This window comes from Neobacillus sp. NPDC097160 (genome assembly GCF_044762155.1).
Lineage (GTDB): Bacteria > Bacillota > Bacilli > Bacillales > Cytobacillaceae > Neobacillus.
The window spans coordinates 315,308-336,286 of the sequence record NZ_JBIWDU010000001.1 but is presented as its reverse complement, the minus strand read 5'-3'; the positions used below and the strand labels follow the sequence as shown (position 1 = coordinate 336,286).

Annotated in this window: 22 protein-coding genes; 7 read left to right on the top strand and 15 right to left on the bottom strand. The window is 39.1% G+C overall.

Going from position 1 to position 20,979, the window contains the following annotated elements:
• Positions 1–664 precede the first annotated feature (664 nt).
• Positions 665–1,654 carry a zinc-binding dehydrogenase gene (locus ACIQXV_RS01445; protein ID WP_402954935.1) on the top strand — a complete coding sequence of 330 codons (990 nt, stop codon included), beginning with the start codon at positions 665–667 and terminating at the stop codon, positions 1,652–1,654.
• Between the two features lie 56 nt (positions 1,655–1,710).
• Here the strand turns inward: ACIQXV_RS01445 and ACIQXV_RS01440 are convergent, their stop codons facing one another.
• Both ACIQXV_RS01440 and ACIQXV_RS01435 read right to left on the bottom strand, forming a co-directional pair.
• Positions 1,711–2,754: a HupE/UreJ family protein gene (locus tag ACIQXV_RS01440; protein WP_402954932.1), complete on the bottom strand. Its 1,044-nt coding sequence runs from the start codon at positions 2,752–2,754 to the stop codon at positions 1,711–1,713.
• A 68-nt stretch (positions 2,755–2,822) separates the two neighbouring features.
• Entirely contained in the window at positions 2,823–4,361 is a 1,539-nt protein-coding gene (locus tag ACIQXV_RS01435; RefSeq protein WP_402954929.1) for a CehA/McbA family metallohydrolase domain-containing protein, read from the bottom strand.
• Positions 4,362–4,738: 377 nt separating this feature from the next.
• Here ACIQXV_RS01435 and ACIQXV_RS01430 point away from each other — a divergent pair, with 377 nt between their 5' ends.
• From ACIQXV_RS01430 to ACIQXV_RS01405, 6 genes are all read left to right on the top strand, one after another.
• On the top strand, positions 4,739–5,494 hold the full coding sequence (locus ACIQXV_RS01430; RefSeq protein WP_402954926.1) for an ABC transporter ATP-binding protein: 756 nt from the start codon (positions 4,739–4,741) through the stop codon (positions 5,492–5,494).
• Position 5,495: 1 nt separating this feature from the next.
• Positions 5,496–6,254, top strand: a complete 759-nt coding sequence (locus ACIQXV_RS01425) for an ABC transporter permease (protein ID WP_402954923.1) — start codon at positions 5,496–5,498, stop codon at positions 6,252–6,254.
• Position 6,255: 1 nt separating this feature from the next.
• Positions 6,256–6,780: a hypothetical protein gene (locus tag ACIQXV_RS01420; protein ID WP_402954920.1), complete on the top strand. Its 525-nt coding sequence runs from the start codon at positions 6,256–6,258 to the stop codon at positions 6,778–6,780.
• Positions 6,781–6,906: 126 nt separating this feature from the next.
• Entirely contained in the window at positions 6,907–7,305 is a 399-nt protein-coding gene (locus ACIQXV_RS01415; RefSeq protein ID WP_402954917.1) for a PepSY domain-containing protein, read from the top strand.
• 183 nt (positions 7,306–7,488) lie between these two features.
• A complete protein-coding gene (locus ACIQXV_RS01410; protein WP_402954914.1) occupies positions 7,489–8,163 on the top strand; it encodes a response regulator transcription factor in 675 nt (224 codons plus the stop codon).
• Positions 8,160–9,557 carry a sensor histidine kinase gene (locus tag ACIQXV_RS01405; RefSeq protein ID WP_402954911.1) on the top strand — a complete coding sequence of 466 codons (1,398 nt, stop codon included), beginning with the start codon at positions 8,160–8,162 and terminating at the stop codon, positions 9,555–9,557. The genes ACIQXV_RS01410 and ACIQXV_RS01405 overlap by 4 nt, the downstream gene beginning before the upstream one ends.
• Positions 9,558–9,657: 100 nt before the next feature.
• On the opposite strand, the gene ACIQXV_RS01400 is transcribed toward ACIQXV_RS01405, so the two are convergent.
• From ACIQXV_RS01400 to ACIQXV_RS01340, 13 genes are all read right to left on the bottom strand, one after another.
• Complete coding sequence (locus tag ACIQXV_RS01400; RefSeq protein ID WP_402954909.1) at positions 9,658–10,059, bottom strand: hypothetical protein; 402 nt, start codon at positions 10,057–10,059, stop codon at positions 9,658–9,660.
• Positions 10,046–11,545, bottom strand: coding sequence for an FTR1 family iron permease (locus ACIQXV_RS01395; RefSeq protein WP_402954906.1), 1,500 nt, complete (start codon positions 11,543–11,545; stop codon positions 10,046–10,048). The genes ACIQXV_RS01400 and ACIQXV_RS01395 overlap by 14 nt, the downstream gene beginning before the upstream one ends.
• A 269-nt stretch (positions 11,546–11,814) precedes the next feature.
• Positions 11,815–12,474, bottom strand: a complete 660-nt coding sequence (locus tag ACIQXV_RS01390) for a phosphatase PAP2 family protein (protein WP_402954903.1) — start codon at positions 12,472–12,474, stop codon at positions 11,815–11,817.
• 36 nt (positions 12,475–12,510) lie between these two features.
• Positions 12,511–13,323, bottom strand: a complete 813-nt coding sequence (locus tag ACIQXV_RS01385; RefSeq protein ID WP_402954900.1) for a COG4705 family protein — start codon at positions 13,321–13,323, stop codon at positions 12,511–12,513.
• A gap of 117 nt (positions 13,324–13,440) precedes the next feature.
• Entirely contained in the window at positions 13,441–14,211 is a 771-nt protein-coding gene (locus tag ACIQXV_RS01380; RefSeq protein WP_402955247.1) for a glycosyltransferase, read from the bottom strand.
• 38 nt (positions 14,212–14,249) lie between these two features.
• Positions 14,250–14,627, bottom strand: a complete 378-nt coding sequence (locus tag ACIQXV_RS01375; RefSeq protein ID WP_402954897.1) for an MGDG synthase family glycosyltransferase — start codon at positions 14,625–14,627, stop codon at positions 14,250–14,252.
• 160 nt (positions 14,628–14,787) lie between these two features.
• Positions 14,788–15,387, bottom strand: coding sequence for an undecaprenyl phosphate transporter UptA (uptA, locus tag ACIQXV_RS01370; protein WP_402954894.1), 600 nt, complete (start codon positions 15,385–15,387; stop codon positions 14,788–14,790).
• A gap of 93 nt (positions 15,388–15,480) precedes the next feature.
• A complete protein-coding gene (locus ACIQXV_RS01365; RefSeq protein WP_402954891.1) occupies positions 15,481–16,167 on the bottom strand; it encodes a response regulator transcription factor in 687 nt (228 codons plus the stop codon).
• Positions 16,164–17,624: a sensor histidine kinase gene (locus ACIQXV_RS01360; RefSeq protein WP_402954889.1), complete on the bottom strand. Its 1,461-nt coding sequence runs from the start codon at positions 17,622–17,624 to the stop codon at positions 16,164–16,166. The genes ACIQXV_RS01365 and ACIQXV_RS01360 overlap by 4 nt, the downstream gene beginning before the upstream one ends.
• Positions 17,625–17,704: 80 nt before the next feature.
• Positions 17,705–18,439, bottom strand: coding sequence for an ABC transporter permease (locus ACIQXV_RS01355; protein ID WP_402954886.1), 735 nt, complete (start codon positions 18,437–18,439; stop codon positions 17,705–17,707).
• Complete coding sequence (locus tag ACIQXV_RS01350; RefSeq protein WP_402954883.1) at positions 18,420–19,163, bottom strand: ABC transporter ATP-binding protein; 744 nt, start codon at positions 19,161–19,163, stop codon at positions 18,420–18,422. Before ACIQXV_RS01350 ends, ACIQXV_RS01355 begins: the two co-directional genes overlap by 20 nt.
• A 106-nt stretch (positions 19,164–19,269) precedes the next feature.
• Positions 19,270–20,169, bottom strand: a complete 900-nt coding sequence (locus ACIQXV_RS01345; RefSeq protein ID WP_402954880.1) for a hypothetical protein — start codon at positions 20,167–20,169, stop codon at positions 19,270–19,272.
• A gap of 133 nt (positions 20,170–20,302) precedes the next feature.
• Positions 20,303–20,935, bottom strand: a complete 633-nt coding sequence (locus ACIQXV_RS01340; RefSeq protein WP_402954877.1) for an AmiS/UreI family transporter — start codon at positions 20,933–20,935, stop codon at positions 20,303–20,305.
• Between the last annotated feature and the right edge of the window lie 44 nt (positions 20,936–20,979).

The window sequence follows — 20,979 nt, the reverse complement described above, 5'->3', positions numbered from 1 at the left end:
ACCTTAGTAAAACGCTTCCATTCCTATAAAATCAATCAATAAAGTAGGATTAAAAATATTTTGAAGTAGGGGGACGGTTCTTTCACTTCAAAAACGGCGAATAACGATGAATTACTAAGAAAGCGATGGGAAACATCGCTTACATTGGGAATGTTGTCGTTTTCAATCCAATTGTTTCCGTTTTCAGCAAGATTGTCTAAATACACCATATCCTTGATAATAAAGGTATCAAATCAATAGGAGGAAATAAATATGAAAAAGTTATTAGCAACCATCATTGAAAAAATCGAAAACAACCACGAATACCTTCCCTTTCATCTTGTAGAACCAGTTCGTCCCATCTCAAAAAAATAATGAGCTGGGATGTTTTTTTTTTGCAAAAATAATTCTCCAATTCGTCCTCATGAACCCCTCATATGGACAGTACCACCAATTCCTTTGCTAGTTTTGTCCTCATGAACCCCTCATGCGGACAGTTTCACCCATTCCTTTGCTAGTTTCGTCCTCATGAACCCCTCATGTGGACAGTTTCACCGATTCCTTCACAAGATTCGTCCTCATGAACTTCACATCTTTTCTCAATTTCTTTTAAAATTTCATTTTTCAGATTATGATTATTATATTGAGTATTTTTATAAACGTAATTGGAAAAAGGAGTGATTGGATGAAAGCCATTATTCATGCTGAGAAAACGGGTTTTGATGGATTATCGTGTCGTGAAACAGAAGAACTGCGTCCACAGGCGGGGCAGGTACGCGTACGCCTGAAGACCGCAGGCTTAAACCATCGTGATTTGTTCGTGCTTCAGCGTCATAAACCTACGGAACCACCACTTATTATCGGTTCGGACGGTGCTGGAGTTATAGATGCTGTCGGTGAGGGTGTCGTCGGACTTCAGGCCGGGGATGAAGTCATCATAAATCCAAGCCTTAGGTGGAGAGAAAAAAGTCCGGCACCCCCAGAAGAATTTGACCTTCTTGGCTATCCAGACAACGGTACCTTTGCGGAGCAGATCATCATTCACGCTGAGAATGTCGTGCAAAAACCTCAGTATTTAACTTGGGAGGAGGCAGGTGTCCTATCTTTAGCAGCACTGACAGCCTATCGGGCATTGTTTACCCAAGGTCAAGTCCGCCCTGGAATGAAAGTACTAATTCCTGGCATTGGCAGCGGTGTTGCCACCTTCTTACTACAATTCGCCAAAGCAGCAGGAGCCGTTGTTCTCGTTACCTCCCGATCGCATGACAAGTGCCAGAAAGCTCTCGAACTTGGTGCGGACAGGGCCTTCGATAGCAATGGAGACTGGGAGAAGGCGCTTGGCGGCGAAAAAGTGGACCTGGTCATTGAATGTGTTGGTGCGGCTACCTTTAATAAGTCCCTCAAACAGTTGAAGCGCGGGGGAACCATTGTCACATTTGGAGCGTCTGCAGGGGATGTCGTTGACCTCAATCTGCGTGACTTTTTCTATGGACAATATCGTCTGATCGGTTCCACGATGGGCAGCGGCGAAGAGTATAAAGAAATGATCGAGTTTATTCAAACACATCAAATAAAACCTGTTATCGATCGGATCTATCCATTGGAACAATTTGACCAAGCATTCAAGCGTATGGAAAATGCCGACCAATTTGGGAAAATCGGGTTTACTATTTAGATTTAAATAAAGCTTGGACGGTTCTCAAGTGAAGCCATGAGAACCGTCCCCTTGGTTCAAAAAGCCCTCTGAATAAACCATACAAGGCCGAAGCTCAAAATACCAATTGAGGTTCCGGGGATGAGCCAGTTCATTCGCTTTATCTTTTGAATAAAGGCAATGACTGGCAAGGCCAGGGATACGATGATGAGCTGTCCGAGTTCGATTCCAATATTGAAAGACAGAAGTGAGGCTGCCAGCGATTCTCGGTCCAATCGCATTTCTGCTAAAATTCCGGCAAAGCCAAAGCCATGAATGAGTCCAAAGCCAAAGGCCAGCCACGGCTGATGTTTTGGCTCGCGATTAAAAATATTGATGAGTGCAACATACACAATACTTAGCGCAATTGCTGACTCCACCAATTTGCTGGGCAGCGAGACAAGGTTCAAAGTGGCAAGCGCCAAGGTGATACTATGGGCAATTGTGAAAGCCGTTACTAATGAAACGATATGGCGAAAGTTTTTTACCCCGAAAAGTAAACTAATGACAAATAAAATATGGTCATAGCCCGTAAAGATATGCTCTAATCCAAGCAGGGTAAATTGTTTTATGTTCTGGAACATGCTTACCTGGCCAATCTCTAGTTCTCTTGATTCATATGTAAGAATTTTTTCTTGCTGCTTCCCATCCATTTTAATCGTCGCAAAGTTGGCATGGCTCGGATCCGAATCATCTAAAAAAAGATTGTAATCGACAACTAATTTTTCAGGAATCTGTTCGATCTTATAGGTCATATTCATCACTGCAAACTGACGGTCCTCTATCATTTCTACATCAGATTTTTGAATACTTCCTTCAATCTGAACGCTATCAGCATAAAGCTTTATATGGGTATTAACATAGTTTTCAACAACTGCAGAATCGATTAATTCAGTTTGATCGATTTCCTTATTCAACGCATGCCCTAATTCCTCAAGATCAACCTTAAGTTCATAGTCAAGAGTGTTATTCTTTACTTCAATGAGCGAATACCCCTCACTGTTATTGGAATGAGCCGATGCTGATGAAGAAAATATACTACTGAGTGAAAGTAATATAAGTAAACAGGCTAGTTTTTTCATAGAGACAATTCATTTCCCTTCATGTAAAAAAACGACGAGGAATTTTGATGTTCCTCGTCCCTATTCTCTTACTTATTGGTTTTTACAAAGATTGGGTTTGAATAAAACCAAAGATCGGACCATGGGTTTTCGCCTTTAGGGTCTAATGCTGGTTCTAACTGGTCTGTGTTGGTTCCACGCAACCGAATGTAACTATCTTTATCCACATCTTTTAACGTGTAGGAAATCGTGATATAGTCCCCGTCTTTTTTCCAGTCTTTTTCCGTGAACCGTTTGACCACCTTAGTTGTCGGATTGACTGCAGTTGTACGATCTTCTACCTTTCCGGTCACTTCACCGACAATTAAGTCCACCCGTTTTACTTTTGGATTATCCCCATTGGCATTTTTTCCATTTGGGTCAAGAAGACGAACCGTTACCGTCACATCCCTTGATTTCTTGCCTGGTAATGTCAATGTCTCACCGATAGAAGCGGTGTTCCCATTAGCAACGGCATTCCACGGTGTTTTTCCAACGGCTTGGGCTTTCACATCAAGTTCTGAGATCAAGTCGCCTGTTGTGACGAACACATTTCCATTACGAAGTCCGTCCATGATATCCTTATAGTTCTTTTCAGCTTTTACATAAGTTTTTGAATATTCACCTGGCCAGAAGTCGCTTCCACCGTCACGCCAGTTGACATGGGAATCGGATGTCGAAGTGATCCACCAATGTCTTCCTTCTCCTAGCATCGAATCCCATAAACCGCCGACTTTAGCGGACATTTGGTCGAATCCGCCCATCGTTGGAGCGCCTGAATTACCGTAACCGCCGCGTACACCCTTCGGATCAATCGATCCATCCTTATTAATGGCACCTGCTTGGTGACCTGGAGCACCTTCCATTCCCACAGAAACATTCGGTGCCGCATCGTTCCAATTACGGAATTCCTGCGGAGTATCCTGGCCCCACTTGGCATCCCCGCTTGCTGAGCGCGCAGGATGGTTAGCAAACAAAACGGGTGGTTCATCCAAATCCTTCATATAGTTAAGGGCCGCAATCATATTGGATTCCGTATCACGGCTGCCATCATTCGGATGTGGATCCCGTTTATTAAATTGACTTTCGATGTTATAAAGAGTTTCAGACTCATCATCACTCTTTGGAATAATTAAGGAACTGTGGTCGGCTGCAGGTGTATCAAATTCCATTCCGTAAAATTGCAGGAGGTCAGGAACGGCTTGCCGTGATTTAAGCAGCTCAGGATAAGCTTGTTCCAAGTTCACTTTAGAATGATTCGGTCCCCCATGGTCGGTTGATACCATCCAATCAAGCCCATATTTCTTGGCATTTTCAGCATTTTTTACAATGGGATAAATAGCATCCCCACCCCTTATCGCCTCCGGAGGATTTTTCGTGTTGTCCCAGCCAACACTCCACTCGCTATGTACATGATGATCACCGGCAAGCCACTTCGCACCATTCTTTTTTTCTGCTGAAAGGGTACTTGCTTCAGCTTTTTGATTTTGACCTAAACTTTGAAACGTTTGGGTCGTAAAAGCAGTTGTTGCCAAAAGAGTTGTTGCAATCAAAGGAATCGACTTCTTTTTCAAGCGTGATTTCATCATTATCGCCCCCAACATGTAATTTGCTTACAACTAACATGATAAGCGTCAATTATTGTGCCGATGTGAATAAATTGATAGAATTTTGTAAATTTTCCTAGTACCTTCCAACTAGGTAATTTAGCGTATGATTTTTTAAAAAATACCCCTTAACACCCCTACTAGAAATAAGAGATACCAAAAAAGCCCACAAACATTCCTCTCTTTTTAAAATGCAAAAGGCCTTTTCTCCTTTCTACGAAGAAAAGAAATCCCCCTTTCAAACAATCATTAGATTTTTCTAATCTTTTTCTAATCATAATCTTATCTACTGTTAAGGGTTGCTTAAATGATATAGGTTACCATTAATTTGAGAGATTTTTCAAAAAGAGGTGTGTTACATGATAAAAACGAATCAATTACGAAAAGTTTATGATAACGGATTTGAGGCAGTAAAAAATCTTAGTTTACATGTAAATGAAGGAGATATTTATGGGTTTCTTGGCCCTAATGGTGCAGGTAAAACGACCACCATCCGCATGCTGATTGGTCTGATTGAACCAACGAGCGGCGATCTAGAAGTGAGTAACATAAATGTAAAAAAGAATAGGGAAGAAATCAAAACACATATTGGCGTTTTGCCAGAATCACACGGGTATTATGAGTGGATGACCGGTGAAGAGTACCTTCTATTCTTTTCTGCCTTGCACAAGATTAACAAGAAGCAAAGACAGGACAAGGTCACTGAACTCTTGGATTTGGTAAGTCTTACTGCAAAAGCCAATGTAAAGATTTCGCAATATTCAAGGGGGATGAGACAGCGGTTAGGCATTGCTCGTACACTTATTCATGACCCTGAAATCATTTTTTTAGACGAGCCTACGTTGGGTCTAGACCCACAGGGACAAAAGGATATTGAAAATATCCTTCTCCAGTTAAATCAAGTAAAAGGTGTTACCATTTTTATCACATCGCATTTATTAAAAGATATTGAAAAAATTTGTAATCGAGTTGCGATTGTCAAGACGGGAACCCTTATAGAAGAAGGTTCCGTTAAAGGGTTGATGGACAAGTATAAAAAAGAAATTCATAAAGACGACCTTTCATTGGAAGATGTATTTTTCCATCTCACGTCAGATGTTAAGGGGGAACAATAAAATGTTTTATGCGTTAGTGAAAAAAGAAACTAGAGAACATATTTTCTCACGAAAAGGAATCGGTTTTTTATTCGTTGTCTCTCTATTAATGAGTATTCTATCGTTTAGTTTTATCAGTGTGAAAGAATTAAGTCTATTGGATCAACCTACTGTTGTCATGACGATGCTAAAACTTTTACTTGGAATTAATATATTGATTTCAATGGTCATTGGCTCCACCATGATTGCCGGTGAAAAAGAAAAAGGGACATTAGAAAGCTTGTTATTAACCCCCTTAACGAAAAGAAACATCATCCTTGCTAAGCTTTCAGCGATTCTTATCTTTTGGCTGATTATTACCTTGGTGTCATTGCCTTATTTATTCGTATTAGCGTATCAGGCAAACTTATTCCCTACTATTCTCCTTTATTTATATGGGATTGGGACTGTATTGATTATTTCTTTTTCATCGATTGCCTTAATTTTTTCAACCGTCCTCGTATCCACTAAGAACGCGATGATTTTAGCAATCATGGCATTCTTAATAACCGCTATTCCGATGTTTTTATCAACAACCATGAAAAAATCCGGGTTAGCAAAGATCATAAGTGAAAATAGTCCAGTCTCTGCAAGTATGACTGCCATGAAAGATATTTTTATCAACAAGCTTGCTTTTTCCCAGGTATTGATCGAACTAATACCTGTGTTCATTTTCTTCCTTTTAACCTTATTTATCGCATTATTGATTGCGAAGAAAGTGGATTTTTTAAGGGGTGAATAACATGAAAAAATATTTGACTATCTTGCTTTTATTTACGTTTTTATTTGTTTTTAACTCTGGGTTTGCCAAGGCTCAATCCAATTCAGATTTCACCATTGAGATCCTCTCCCCTACAAAAGTAGCAGAGTACCCCGGGAAAGAATTGAAGATAAAAGTGAAAATCACCAATACATCTGATAAAGAAATAAAAGATATCTTTACTTACATTACGATGGCTAATTTATCAAAGAACTGGACGGTAAATTTAGAGGACTATAGTGCCGACCAACCGGTTACAATCGGAACGATGAAACCGCATGAAGAAAAAATTGTGAATCTTCCTATTCAATTGGTCTATACCGCTGATTATTACTTATATACAACGGTTGTTTCCAAAGAGTATCATGTGATTACTTCAAGTGATGCCATACCAGTGAAAATAATTGGCAATACAAAAATTGTTCCACTTCAAGTACAAATCGTTTCCATTGTAATACCGTTACTATTATTATCTTTGTTCCTCATTTCCATGAAAAGAAAAAGATAATCGAACCATTAGAAATTTCTAATATAATTTTTACCTGATTTTAAGAGAATTCAAATAGGAACATAATGAATCATGGGTAATATTGAAATTGTAAGACATGCTTTTAAAAATAAGGAGGACATAAACATGATTGGCACAAAAATATTAGCATCTGTATTAGCATTAGGCGTTATTGGAGGAGGAGCAGTTGGAACCAATATAGTGAAACCTGCTGCAGCAGTAGGCCAACAAGAAAAGACTAAAGAAGAAAAACAAGATCCAAATGAGCAAGCAAAATTGCAAAAAGAAGCTACTATTACGCAAGAACAAGCAACAAACACTGTATTGCAAAAATATACAGATGGTACCGTTAAGGAAGTAGAATTAGAAGATGAAGATGGCTCTGTCGTTTATGGTGTTCATGTGGCAGCCAAGGACAGCAAAAGCTATGATGTAAAAGTTGATGCAAAAACAGGAAAGATCACGAAATCAGAAGATGATAGTAAGGATGAACAAGATAACGGGAAAGAAAACGAAAACGACTAATTCTTTCTAGTTATGAAGATTTGCATACCTATACGAGAAGTTGAAATTGAACTCCCTTTTACATTCCGTGAAAGGGAGTTTCCTATATACTGACGAGAGTCCTGATTTTCAGATTTAATTCCAATTGTTGTGATAAACTAATTTTATTAAATGACTCACAACACGCACGTAGGAGCGATACAAGTGAAGAATATTTTATTAATAGAAGATGAAGAAAAATTAGCTAAATTTATTGTTCTTGAGCTGCAATATGAAGGATTTTCAGTGACGGTTTCTAATGATGGAAGAGAAGGTCTAGAAATAGCCTTACAATCAAATTGGGACCTAATCTTATTAGATCTTATGCTTCCAGGGCTAAATGGGTTAGAGGTGTGCCGAAGAATACGTGCTGTCAAAGATACACCTATTATCATGTTAACGGCCAGAGACAGCGTGATGGATCGAGTATCCGGCTTAGATAGCGGTGCAGATGATTATATTCCTAAGCCATTCGCAACGGAGGAATTGTTAGCACGGATCCGTGTTATCTTCCGCCGGGCTGAAAGGAGCAAGCAACAGCACTCCACACTTACCTTTCATGATGTAGAAGTCGACACAATGGCTCGAACTGTAAAACGTGGCAATGATGAAATTGAATTAACCAAAAGGGAATATGATTTACTGATCATTTTCCTTCAGAATATTGGTCTCGTGCTTACACGGGAGATGTTATTAGAAAAAGTATGGGGGTACAATATTGAAGTTGAAACAAATGTCGTAGATGTTTATGTTAGTTATTTAAGAAACAAACTTCAGACATCAAACGGTGAGCCATTTATTGAAACCGTAAGAGGAATTGGATATGTGATTCGAAAATGATAAAATTTTCTGCTCTTCCAATCAAGTATAAACTCGTATTATGGTCTTCCCTGCTGCTATTTATTTTATTCGTCTTATACAATATCCTTCAATATTCTGTTTTAAATAGTTGGATGCTTACGGAAGAAAACAATGTCATTGAGCAAAAGATGAAAGAAACAAAAGCCTATTATCACGAACGTTCGAAAACCAATTCACTAAATGAGCAGGATATTTATTCAAGTAGTGATTATATTGAAAGACTAAGCGGAAATCATCAAATGATCCGTATTCTAAATTCCAATGGGGAAACGCTCATTTCGGCATCTCAAGATGTTCCTGATGAAAATATTCCTTCAAAAGTTGTCCAAACGGAAGAGTTTGACCAAATAAAAACAAGTGAAAATCGATTTCTCATTTTTCGTAGTCCTTTATTACTGAATAACGGTACAGGAACGATCGAGATTATTCAAAGCATGGAGATTTTTGACGGACTCCTAAATAAATTCATCATTGTCATGCTTTTAGCTGGTTTGGGTTCCATTGTTTTAAGCGGCTTTGGTGGGGTTATTATCGCGAAACAATTATTAAAATCGGTAAAAAACATCCTCCATACGATGAAAAAAATTCAGAAAACTGGATTACACGAAAGAGTACCTTCCAATGGTATCAAGGATGAAATCACAGAAATTGGAGAGTTGTTCAACGAGACAATGGATAAGCTTGAAGAATCATTTTTGCAGCAAAAACAATTTGTCGAAGACGCTTCACACGAGCTTCGCACACCGATTGCCATTATTCGCGGTAATCTTACCATGTTAAGACGCTGGGGGAAAAACGACCCTAAATTGCTAGATGAGTCATTGGAATCAACACTAGAGGAAGTCAAATATTTGAGTGATCTTGTTTCAGAGCTTTTAGAACTTTCTAGGGCGGAATCCGAAAAACAAAAAGAACAAATCGAATGGATGAATCCGATACCAGTAATCGAAAATACTCTAAGAAATTTCAAAAACCTCCATAACGATTTTGAGTTCATTCTCGACATGAAGAATTTAGAAGGAAGTTTAATCGCCTTTCAACCAAGACACCTGGAGCAAATATTGGTTATATTATTGGATAATGCCGTAAAGTACTCGAAAGAACAGAAATGGATCAAATGCTCGATTCAAAAAAAGGAAAATTTCGTGCAAATTGAAATAAAGGACAAAGGTATAGGTATTCCTAAACATGACATTCCTATGGTTTTGAATCGCTTTTACCGCGTAGATAAAGCAAGAAGTAGAAAACAGGGTGGCTATGGCTTAGGGTTAGCGATCGCACATCGTTTAATCGAAAAATACAATGGCGGGATCATCATTGAAAGTGAGGTGAATGAAGGAACGACTGTTATTTTAAAGTTAGTTTCAAATTAATAATTAGAAAAAAATGCGGTAAGTCCCAACAGGAGTTACCGCATTTTTTTCTAAGTTTTGGCTTCGAGAATTGTCCAGCTACAGGGCGCTTGCCCTTTTCTTATTTTAATTTTTCCACATCAGCTAATACCGTATCAAGGTCATCTGCTGCTTTAGTAAGGGTTTGTTCATCAAGTGGTTCTGTTTTTGCTCCCGCTTCAATGATATGAAGTGGCGTTTCAACTTTTTCGTACAAATCAGCATTCTTTTCTTTCACATCATCTTCAAATGTTTGCCAAGATTTTTCTAGATTTTCTCCACTTGTTTTTACTTTGGCTGCATCTTTTGTATTTAATTGTGTTTTCAAATCAGAAATGGTTTGTCTCATTTCCTTCGCACCATCACTAATGGAAACTGTTGTCTTTTTTTCCTCAGTCTTTTTGTCTGAATTTGCTCCACCACACGCAGCCAATGTTAAAGAAGAGGCTAATAAAATTGGAACGATCCATTTACGCGATTTCATTTACGTTTCCCCCTGATTGTAACTTTACTTTATTATCTTTTCTTTTATTTAGGAATGCGGCAATTACCGCAATAACTAACAAAATCATCTGTGGGATCAAACTCTCCCATGTTGAATACAAGGCAAAAAAGTCAATCGTTGGAATGGGAGCTTGGGTGGCAGGCAATAGTCCTGCAAGCTGCAATCCATGAATTCCCATGCCTGTAAATTTGAAGCATAAATAAAACATTAGAATACTAGATACCAAAAAGAATGGACGCATCGGTATTTTTAACCCTACCTTCAGAATGAGGTAAGATAAAATAACAAGTATGAAGAGTCCAATGGCAATGCCCAATAAAAGAGATGTTAATTTTATTGAAGAAGCCATTCCAATAAAGAATAGAACGGTTTCAGTCCCTTCGCGGAAAACGGCAAGAAAAGATAGAATGGCTAAAGAAAATAGACTACCTGTATTCAGTGCTTTTGTACTTTGTGTACGAATGTATCTCTGCCATTCTGCAATACTTGACTTACTATGAAGCCAGTAGCTCATATATAGAAGCATGACTGCTGCAAAGACCCCTGTCCAGCCTGCAATTAAGAAATTATTACTGCCAAATGCCCCTGCTGAAAATAAAAGGTTTACAATGGTGCCAAGAATAATGCTTACTCCCATTCCTGCCCCAACCCCGAGCCAAATCCATTTACTTTTTTCTTCATGACCTGCTTTTCTTAAAAAGCCTAGCAAGGCAACAACGACAAGTAATCCCTCTAAACCTTCACGAAGAAGAATCGTAATCGCATCCATCATGTTATAACTTGTTTTACTGACAAGTGGTGAAAGATAATCTCGCATTCCTTCAATAGTTTTTTTAGCTCCTGATACATCATTGGAGGATAGCATCGAGTATGACGCAACCATATCTCTTTCTGCATCACTGTATATTTTGGAGGATTGGGTAAGGACTACACCCTCGACATTCAACCACGATTGACGAAATTTTTCTATATCGTCTTTTGCACCCTGAATATCATTGTCGTTAATTTTTGCGAGCGACTGATTAAGTAAAGAGACCAAATCCGCTACATTCCCCTTCTGATCAGAGTTGTTGCTGCCTTTACCGGACGTTGCGGCGAACTTACCATCTATAAACTTTTGATTGATGTTTTTTAATCCTAAAAGTGCATTTTTCACGTTTTCTTGATTAACAGGTTGTTGAGCTAAAGCAAATGATACTTGCCCCATGTGATCTTCAATATCATGATAAGCCTGCTGTGATTGTTTTTTTACTCCATCTTCTATTGAAAGCCATGTGGTTCTAAAGGTCTTGAAGTGCTCGGAGGCTGCATCCATTTCACCCTTATCCACTGATTGAATAGTTTGAGTAATGATACTGTTTGCTTGCTGCAAATCATCCGATACAAGAGCAGCAAAACTGTTCCTCGGAAGAATAATAAAAGCTGTAAGTAAAATCATTAGTATAGTAACTAGCTTTCTCCTCATAATTTCCTCCTTATGTATACAATTTTATTTGTTTAATAATGAAAATCATTTTCAATTAACTCAAAAAAATTATATTTTAATTGAGAATGAAAGTCAATGTCATTTTCAAAAATATAGTGGTTGACCTTTTTAATATTTCAAAACTCCATTTATCTAAACAAGAAGCGAAAGAAGCTAACAATAAATTGTTAGCTTCTTTATTCCATTTGGCTCTATATAGGCATGAAACATCGTATACTTCATTTTCTTATGCTTCATTATTTAGGGAGTTAACTACGTTTTAATTTTTTGTTATATCGTTTTTCTTTATAATATTGGAAAAACCAAATGGCGACCGCTAACCAGAATCCGCTCGCTAAGTATCCACCAATAATATCACTAGGATAATGGACTCCTAAATAGATGCGGCTGATTCCAATCGCTAGAATCATGACAGCACTTAAGCAAATTAACAAGCCTCTTCCCCACTTGCTTGGAATATGACGCCAAAGTAAGAAGGAAATGATCACATACACGGTAAAGGCATTCATGGCATGACCGCTTGGGAAACTAAACCCTGAAATATCAATTAAACGATGAAAATTGGGACGGACGCGATGAAAGACTTGTTTCAAAACTTGATTTATGACTGCCGAGCCGATAATGGCTGAAACGAATAAAATTAATTCCAAACGATGATGCAAGACCTTATAAAGAAAAATGATTAACAAGATACTAAGAATGATGACAACTGGTGTTGAACCAACAAAGGTGAAAAATTTCATCACTTTTGTTAACCATGGTGTTTCCAGTCCCTGAATAGCTGCTATTACATTGCTATCAAAATTGATTATTTTATGGTCACTTATTAACAAAGATAGCACGCAGAACCCGACTACACAGACTAAACTAAAGATAAAACCGATGATTAGATGAGATTTAAGATTCATGAAAAGATCCTCTCCATGTGTTATTTACTACTACGATTATTCTGTTGTTGGACGAGGAAGTTCGTCTCTTTTCGTCTTCGTCAGATAGATGACCAAGCATAAAATTGTGACAAGGAAGATGGCACTCGTCCCCACCGTACCTAAACCAAGACCGCCGTCTTTACGCGGCTGTGACAAAAAGTCGCCAAGAGAAGCGCCGAGAGGACGGGTCAAGATGTAGGCAATCCAGAAGGACAGCACTGCATTCAACTTCAATCGATAATAAGCAAAGGTAACCACCCCAATGAGAATAGCAAACATGAGTGCCGACTTCCAGTAGCCCATGTTCAGACCCTCTGCAATGAGGTCACCTGCAGCAGTACCTAATGCGAAAGTGAACAGAATAGCCAACCAATAGAACGCCTCCCGCTTGGAGGTGTAGATAGAGTGAATGGAAAGTGTTTTTTCACTTGCATACCAAGCCCAAAAAGTCGCCACTAATGCCACACCAAAGATGATCGTTGTCGTCACTAGTGATACACCAAGGTTGTCCACCAAATTATCAGTTACAAGCGTGCCAACGACACTAATCATCACGACTGCGAGCCAGTAAATACTTGGCACGTATTTCCTCAATCGGAACTGGAAGAAAAGTGCGATGAGCAATAGGACTGCCATAACGATCGTCGTATTTGTTAAGCCCCATTTTAGGTTAAAATTCAGGAAGTCGGCTGCCGTTTCTCCCACCGTCGTAGCCAGGATCTTGATGATCCAGAAGAAGATTGTGACTTCTGGTACTTTATTTAACATCTGCCGGGTTTTGGATTGGTATTTCTTATTATTACTGTCTTTTTCACTAGAGTAGTTCATTTACACACGCTCCAAATCTTTTCTAATGTAAGTATTCATCCTTGAAAATACAACGATCTTTTTTCCAAAATAGGTAAACACTGTGTTCAAAGGAAAACAGGTGTGGCTAACCATTTTTTAAATACTTGGTCTCATTCCCATTAGTATAAAGGCATTTTCTTGTTCTTTTACTTGGTCTATCGTCCGAATAATTTCCTCAAGAGCATCAATGGCTGAGGTCTTGGAGTGGTATTGCCTTGCCCTTTGTTTCATCGTATTTAGTGGTGTCCTGTCCTTCATGACACTTTCAATTTTGCCAATTAAATCCTCATCATTTTTAGCTAATATCGCTAATTCTGATTTCACTAAGAAATTGGCATTATCTTCTTCTTGGCCAGGAAGTGGACGATAAATCATCAAAGGAAGCTCCATCGCCATTGCCTCTGATGTTGTGACCCCGCCAGGTTTCGAAATCATTAAATCAGAAAGCTCCATCAACTCATTTACATTCTCACTATATCCCAGAAGAAGAATATGATGTTTTGAGTTGCTAAGCAATTCCTCCAGTTGATGTTTTAATTTCATATTTCGTCCGCAAACGATAATGATTTGAATGGGTGATGAAATCTCCTCTAAAGCGTGAAAGGTCGAAAGCCCCTTTCCGATAAAGCCTTCTCCGCCGCCCATGACAAGAAGAGTGAATAAGGTAGAATGAAGATTGTATTTTTTAGCGAGTCTTTCTCGCGACTGTGTGTTCACAAATTTACTACGAACAGGTATGCCCGTAGGTTTAATTTTATGGCTTTCTACCCCTAAAGCTGTCAGTCGATCCTTTACCTGCTGAGATCCCACAATATATTGATCCGTAAAGGGATAGATCCAATAAGAATGGTCTGTGTAATCTGTTATTATCGTTACAGCGGGAATGCTAACTAAACCATTTTCCTTTAATTAGACATGATCCCCGCAGCAAACGGGTAGGTACTAACAACAACAATGGGTTGAACTTTTTCAATAATATCAAGCATGGAATACGTTCCCATTGTAAACAAAGTATTTAACTTCTCAGAGAAAACATTTCTTTCACGTGTTCTTTTATAAAGATAGCTATACACCTGAGGAACCATTTTAATGAGTCGATTGTAAAAGTAATGACTTATAGGATACACGTAGGGATGTAACCACTCCATGATATCTATAATGAGTGGTTCTACATTGGGAAGCTTAGAATTTACGGCTTCCTTAAGCGCATTTGCCACTTGTTTATGCCCGGCTCCAAATGAGGCAGATAATATTAGAATTTTATCCTTCTTTTTATCCTTCATAGCACTTCTATCACCTCATATAATTAGTGATCGATCTAATGTTCAACCTTAATATGCTTGGTGGTCACAGTAATGTAAGTTATAGCTATAATATTTACTTTTTACGTAAAGTATTAGTTTGGTATCTTCTCCCATTCCATATAATCCTCTGAGCCATATTCTATTTTGTTTCATTTTTCTTGAATTTCCATTTATAAACGACATAACCAATTGTAAAAAGAATAGCGATAATGATGGCTGGAGTAACATAAGGTTTTGCCGCCTGATTAATTTGATCCCATTTCGTTCCCAATGTCATCCCTAGATATAGAAAAAGAATCGACCATGGAATAATCGCAACGACGGTATAGATGCTAAACTTGGCGAATGACATACGAGCAATTCCCGCAGGAATCGAAATGGCATGTCTCACAACAGGGATAAACCGTGCTGTAAAAATAACGCCTGACCCAAATTTGCTAAACCATTGTTGGGCAAGATCGATATGATGCGGCTGAATCAATAAATATTTTCCATATTTATTGAGGAACGGTCTTCCCCCATATCGCCCTAACCAATATAAAAACCATTGCGCAATCAGACCGCCGATTGTCCCTGCGATCACTGCACCCACGAAGGAAATTTTTCCGATGGAAACTAAATAACCGCCATAGGCTAAGACGATTTCACTTGGAATGACTTCTACCATTAAACCAAGGGCAATGCCTAAGTAGCCAAGGTTGGAAAGCAAATCAAAGATGGACTGAATAAAATGTGACATAATCTACCTATCCTTTTTTATGAATTTCTATTGTTGCTTTAAGAACTAGGTCCTAAAAAAAGCCACCAGAACCGTCCCCTTGGCACCATCCTCTCACGCTTTGAACCGGTAGCCGGCGCCCCAGACGGTTTCGATGTATTGGGGATTGGATGGGTCGGTTTCGATTTTTTCGCGGATCTTTCGAATATGGACGGTAACGGTTGAAATTTCACCCAAGGAATCATAGCCCCATAGCTTTTCAAATAACTGTTCCTTGCTAAACACATGGTTCGGATGAAGGGCAAAAAAGGTCAGTACATCAAACTCCTTTGTCGTAATAACCACCTCATGGTTATTGACATAAACCCGTCTAGAGCCCTGATCAATCCGCAGACCCCGGATCATAATACTGTCATTTTGGGGTTCCTTTCCAATTAGTCGTTGATACCGAGCGAGATGTGCCTTCACCCTTGCGACCAGCTCACTTGGGCTAAAGGGCTTGACAATATAATCATCTGCCCCCAATCCCAAACCACGAATCTTATCAATGTCTTCTTTTTTGGCCGAAACCATTAAAATAGGAATATCCTTTTCGGTTCGGATTGCTTTGCAGATTTGAAAGCCATCAACCCCTGGAAGCATAAGATCGAGCAGGACCAAATCGACATTTTCGCTTAAAGCCTTGCTTAAGCCATCGTCACCAGTTAAAGCAATCTCAACCGAAAATCCCTCTATTTCTAAGTAATCCCGTTCAAGCTCGGCAATACTCTTATCATCTTCAATAATTAAAATACGTTTCACTTAAGTTCACCTGCTTTATTTAACGTAAAAGAAATAGTTGTTCCCTGTCCTTGCCCACTTTCTGCCCAGATCGAACCATGATGTTCCTCGATAATTCGCTTTGCAATCGATAACCCCAATCCACTTCCGCCCTTTTCCGTTCCGCGCGCCGTATCGACGCGATAAAAGCGGTCAAAGATGATTGATAAATTCTCTTCCGAAATCCCTGGGCCATTGTCCGTCATGCTGAAAAGAACATCATCATCTACTGTCGATAAATGAAACGAAAGTACTTTGTCCGGTTTATCAATATACTTCAAAGAATTATCGACAATATTGGTGATCACCCGTTTCAAATGCTCACGGTCCCCGATGATGAGATAATCGCCATTTTTCTCTATGCGTAAGTTGACTTCAACCTGCTGTTCCTCCAAATCAAAGCGAAGCTCCTCCACAAAATCCTGAAGGTAGTGATCAAAATGAATGGTTTCAAAATGGAAAGGAAGCCGCTGTAAATCTAGTTTGGAGTATAAAAAGAGTTCATCAATCATATGATCCAATTCAATTGACTTTGAATGAATCGTTTGAATGTAACGATCGACTTTTTCAGGGCTGTTGGCGACACCATCCTTGATCCCTTCCACATATCCTTTAATGGTCGTAATCGGCGTTTTTAAATCATGAGAAATATTGGCGATCAGTTCTTTACGATTTTCCTCATATGCGAGCTGCTTTTCAATCGATTCTTTTAACCTCACTCTCATTTCTTCGAACCCTTGGGCAAGCTGTCCCATTTCATCTTTGGATGTTACCGGAATGGGTAGTGTCAGGTCGCCATCCTCCATTCGCTTGGCAGCTTTTTGTAATCGCCGAATAGGAAGTATGATGCTTTTTGACACATAGTAGGTCAACAATCCATTCGTCCCGATTAAGATTATGATCAAGACAATAAATAAAATCGGGAAGGAGGCCCTTACGAATTTGGCAAAACTGCTGGCATCCGTAACAAAGAACAATGACCCCTCTGCACCGTCAGGATAGAAAAAATCAAGCTTTTTTATCGAGATAAATTGATGATCAATTCGTTCGACCGGGTCTACTTCGCCAAAGAAGCCAAAGGGCGGAAGTTCATTCATTTCTAATCCTTTTAATTTTGCGGGTAAATAAATCATTTGCTTACCTTTTCTCACAGCTAATGAGGTGCCACCCGTTTTATTTAGTTGACTATCAATCTTCTTTAAATAAGTTTGATCCAAAAATGTCCCGGGGTTTTTCATTGTTTCCTTGTGTAGATCAATTAATAATTGATTTTTTTCCGTCATATGATCGTAGTGCTCCGGCGGGAGGTAGATGTTTCGCAATTCTTTTATATCCCCTCTAAAAAGTAAGGCCACTAACAGCGCAGATAAGCAGACAAATATGATGGGCACAAGAATCATGGCAAGATTGGATAATAAAAGTCTTAAACGAATGGACATCTAAACACTACCTTCTTCATTAGATAAGAAATTAATAATATCGACTTTGAGATTTGAACAGGGCGCTTGCGCTTTTCTTTTTAAAATTCTTTTTGACTAAATTTATAGTAGCCTAGTGTGAAGAATAATGCACCAAATGATACAAGATAAAGGCTTCTGCCGAAAGTGGCGCTATTCAACCCATTATTGATCCAGCGTTGATACCAGTTATTGTCGTATACCGGCAGCCACTCGGCAATAGTGGGAAAAAGGTAGGTTAGGACAACCATTACTAAGTAAAGAAGAATTGAAAAGGTTAAGGCCTTGCTGCTTGAGCCAACCCATTGTGCAAGGAAAACCAAAAGGATTCCCATTGCCATTAAAGGAAACCATGATAACAAAAACGACGATAACCCCACTACTAAACCACTAAACGTAAAGTTCTCAAGCCAAATAGCCCCTGTTAGTAAGGAAGAAAGACAGACAACGAGTAAAAGAGTCAATAAATAAATGCCCGTACAGACAATCTTGGAAGTAAATAGCTTGAACCGTGAGAGCGGACGGACAAGCAAGAAGGATAGTGTCTTTTGCTCTTGTTCCCCTGCAAACATATCACTGACGCAAAGCGCCAATAATAACGGCAGGTAAAAGGTGACGGCTAAACTTAAAATCACCAGTGGGAACGACTCCCCGTCAAAGGCAGTGAAGCCAAACTTGCTTTGCATCATTTGAATAGCGGGGCCAACAAGTAAAGGAAATATGGCAGAGAGGCATAACAATACAATCGATGATTTCTTTCGTACTAATTTGGTCCACTCATTTTGTAAGTTCAGCATGCTGGTTCACTTCCTTCCCTTTCCGAATATGGCTCATATAAAAGGTTTCAAAGGTTTGCCCTTCCACTAATTGATTTTTCGCCACTTCCCCAATAATTTTCCCCTTTGACAAAATCGCGATCCGATTACATAATCGCTCCACCTCATCAATCAAATGAGTGGAAAGGATAAAGGTGACACCTTCCTCCCTGGCCAACCGGCTAATCAGCTCTTGAAAATCCAGTTTCCCCTCAATATCGAGACCGTTAGTTGGTTCGTCTAAGATTACAAAAGTCGGGTTAGAAAGTAATGCAGCTGCCAAATACAAACGCTGCCGCATTCCCGTTGAAAAGGATTTCACTTTTTCGTGCTTATGTGCCTCCATTCCGACCCATTGGAGCACTTCGTATATTCTTCCTTCTTCAAGAGATGGATAGAGCCGGGATACAAGTTGAAGATTTTCATAGGCAGTTAAAAAATCAAACGCCTCAACCCCGCTGATTAATGTTCCAACCGATTGCATCGCTTGTTCAAACTGTTCCCTGACATTGTACCCATTGATCATTATCTCCCCCTGATCAGGGCGGCATAATGCCACAATACACTTCATCAGCGTTGTTTTTCCGGCACCGTTTGGTCCTAATAGCCCGAAAATTTCACCTTGTTCGATGGAAAAACTAATATTTTCAACACCACGTCCATTTTTATATTGCTTCGTGACGTTTTGCACTTCGAGAACTGGCACACAGCTCACTCCTTTATCTAAACAAGCTCCCTGTTCGTAATATTCATATTTTAAAATCAAAGACAGAGGAAAGGATCTCCCCTGCCTCGTTGTTTATTTTTGTAAATTAATCTTCATGTCCATCATGCTTTTCTTGTACAGTGACAACCTTTTTGCCTGTCAAATCCACGCCTGTTACTTTAGCTTGATTTAACTGATCAAATTTGTTTGCCAGCTTTAAGACTAGGTCATGGTGTGTTCCATTTACATCATCACCGGAAACATAAATCGTAGCTTCTTGGCCGACTAAGTATTCACTCTTATCCACTACACCGTTTAGGACAACACGGGATACGTTTATGTTATTTTTTAGTTGCGGAAGCTGTGGTTTAAGATCCGCAAACTGCAAGGAACCAAATTCCGCTTTTTCATGCATGTCCTTCTGCTGGTCGATATTCTTAAGGAAGAAGGACACAACCGCCTGCCCTACAGCAGGTATTTGATTTTTAGAAAGATCCAATTGCAATTCTGTTTGCCCATTGCCGCCATCTTTCGTGGTAATCTTGTCTTGATAGTTTTTTGTAACCGCATCAAAGATGGCCTCTACATCTTTTTGCATTTGTGGTGAGAGGTTTTCATCATTATGTTCCTTTTCGTTAGACGCTTTCTTATGTTCCGTTTCTTGTTTGACATAGTAGTTATCATCCTTGCTGCTCTTCACGACCGTCTGATCGGCCTTTGAAAAATAATCTACCTTTGTCGTTGTACCGCCATTTGTCACACTGACGGTGCTATTTCCTGATTCATCCTTTACATTTAGGGTGTTCAAGGAATCAACCTGGTAAATCTCCTTGCCGTTATCCGTTAAGGATGCAGTAGTATGGGCAGCAAAACTGTCGATGGTGTGTGTTTTCTTCACAGCCGTTTTGAACAGGTCATATCCAGAGGTCGATGCAGACGCGGATAGGACACCTCCTGCCATTAATAATCCACTAATGCCCGCAGCAGCCAGCACTTTCTTGTTCATTGACGTTCCTCCTCTAACTAAATTAATGATACAAGACTATAATAGACAAACACCCTAAACAGGCGATTAATGAAATATTAAAAATTTCTTAAATCAAAAAAAAATGAAGCATGGGATGGTTCCCATGCTTCACCTAGATAGCTTGAATCTCTTTCGATTCATTTTCTTTTTTAAAGGCAAATTTCAATTTAAACAGACTTGCAATAATAAAATAGGATATAGAAAGAATTAATACGTAGGTCCAGATTTGAGCGACAAGGGGAGTATTCCAGATGCCTAAAAAGAAAAGCATCGATGGGATGGTTAATGTGACCCATGACTGGACAAATGCAACTTTACCAACGTAATCATTAATATTCTTTTTAAGCGTATTGGATAAAAAGAAGAGAAACCATAAAAATGACCACATTCCCCATGTTAAGGCATTGACCACATCATGAAAGTGGACAATAGAGGTAATGGTATAAACGACCGCAATGATCGCAACCCATAAACTAAACCAACCGAGACCGTTGCTTTCAAGCCCCTTCAATACAGTTATTCCTAAATATAAAAAAGTTAACCCGAATAAAAAGGTCGCCGCATCATTATAAAGTTCCCAGTTATTTTGATCGGAAACAATAAGTAAATAAAATGGAATAATAATTTGAATGCTTCCTACGAAAATATTAAAGATTCCAACGCTCTTTGTATCAGCCTTTCCTAATGACATAAGGCTATTTAAAAATAAAGCGGCACCTGAAAGGAATAAACCAACAAACCCCACAAAAATTCCTCCTTAAAAAGGAAAAAGCAGTTTCTCTTCTCAAT

Bases quoted from the DNA above. Each gene is read 5' to 3' on its own strand.
- ACIQXV_RS01445 (WP_402954935.1), top strand. From the start codon at position 665: ATGAAAGCCATTATTCATGCTGAGAAAACGGGTTTTGATGGATTATCG.
- ACIQXV_RS01440 (WP_402954932.1), bottom strand. From the start codon at position 2,754: ATGAAAAAACTAGCCTGTTTACTTATATTACTTTCACTCAGTAGTATA.
- ACIQXV_RS01435 (WP_402954929.1), bottom strand. From the start codon at position 4,361: ATGATGAAATCACGCTTGAAAAAGAAGTCGATTCCTTTGATTGCAACA.
- ACIQXV_RS01430 (WP_402954926.1), top strand. From the start codon at position 4,739: ATGATAAAAACGAATCAATTACGAAAAGTTTATGATAACGGATTTGAG.
- ACIQXV_RS01425 (WP_402954923.1), top strand. From the start codon at position 5,496: ATGTTTTATGCGTTAGTGAAAAAAGAAACTAGAGAACATATTTTCTCA.
- ACIQXV_RS01420 (WP_402954920.1), top strand. From the start codon at position 6,256: ATGAAAAAATATTTGACTATCTTGCTTTTATTTACGTTTTTATTTGTT.
- ACIQXV_RS01415 (WP_402954917.1), top strand. From the start codon at position 6,907: ATGATTGGCACAAAAATATTAGCATCTGTATTAGCATTAGGCGTTATT.
- ACIQXV_RS01405 (WP_402954911.1), top strand. From the start codon at position 8,160: ATGATAAAATTTTCTGCTCTTCCAATCAAGTATAAACTCGTATTATGG.
- ACIQXV_RS01400 (WP_402954909.1), bottom strand. From the start codon at position 10,059: ATGAAATCGCGTAAATGGATCGTTCCAATTTTATTAGCCTCTTCTTTA.
- ACIQXV_RS01395 (WP_402954906.1), bottom strand. From the start codon at position 11,545: ATGAGGAGAAAGCTAGTTACTATACTAATGATTTTACTTACAGCTTTT.
- ACIQXV_RS01390 (WP_402954903.1), bottom strand. From the start codon at position 12,474: ATGAATCTTAAATCTCATCTAATCATCGGTTTTATCTTTAGTTTAGTC.
- ACIQXV_RS01385 (WP_402954900.1), bottom strand. From the start codon at position 13,323: ATGAACTACTCTAGTGAAAAAGACAGTAATAATAAGAAATACCAATCC.
- ACIQXV_RS01375 (WP_402954897.1), bottom strand. From the start codon at position 14,627: ATGAAGGATAAAAAGAAGGATAAAATTCTAATATTATCTGCCTCATTT.
- uptA (WP_402954894.1), bottom strand. From the start codon at position 15,387: ATGTCACATTTTATTCAGTCCATCTTTGATTTGCTTTCCAACCTTGGC.
- ACIQXV_RS01360 (WP_402954889.1), bottom strand. From the start codon at position 17,624: ATGTCCATTCGTTTAAGACTTTTATTATCCAATCTTGCCATGATTCTT.
- ACIQXV_RS01355 (WP_402954886.1), bottom strand. From the start codon at position 18,439: ATGCTGAACTTACAAAATGAGTGGACCAAATTAGTACGAAAGAAATCA.
- ACIQXV_RS01345 (WP_402954880.1), bottom strand. From the start codon at position 20,169: ATGAACAAGAAAGTGCTGGCTGCTGCGGGCATTAGTGGATTATTAATG.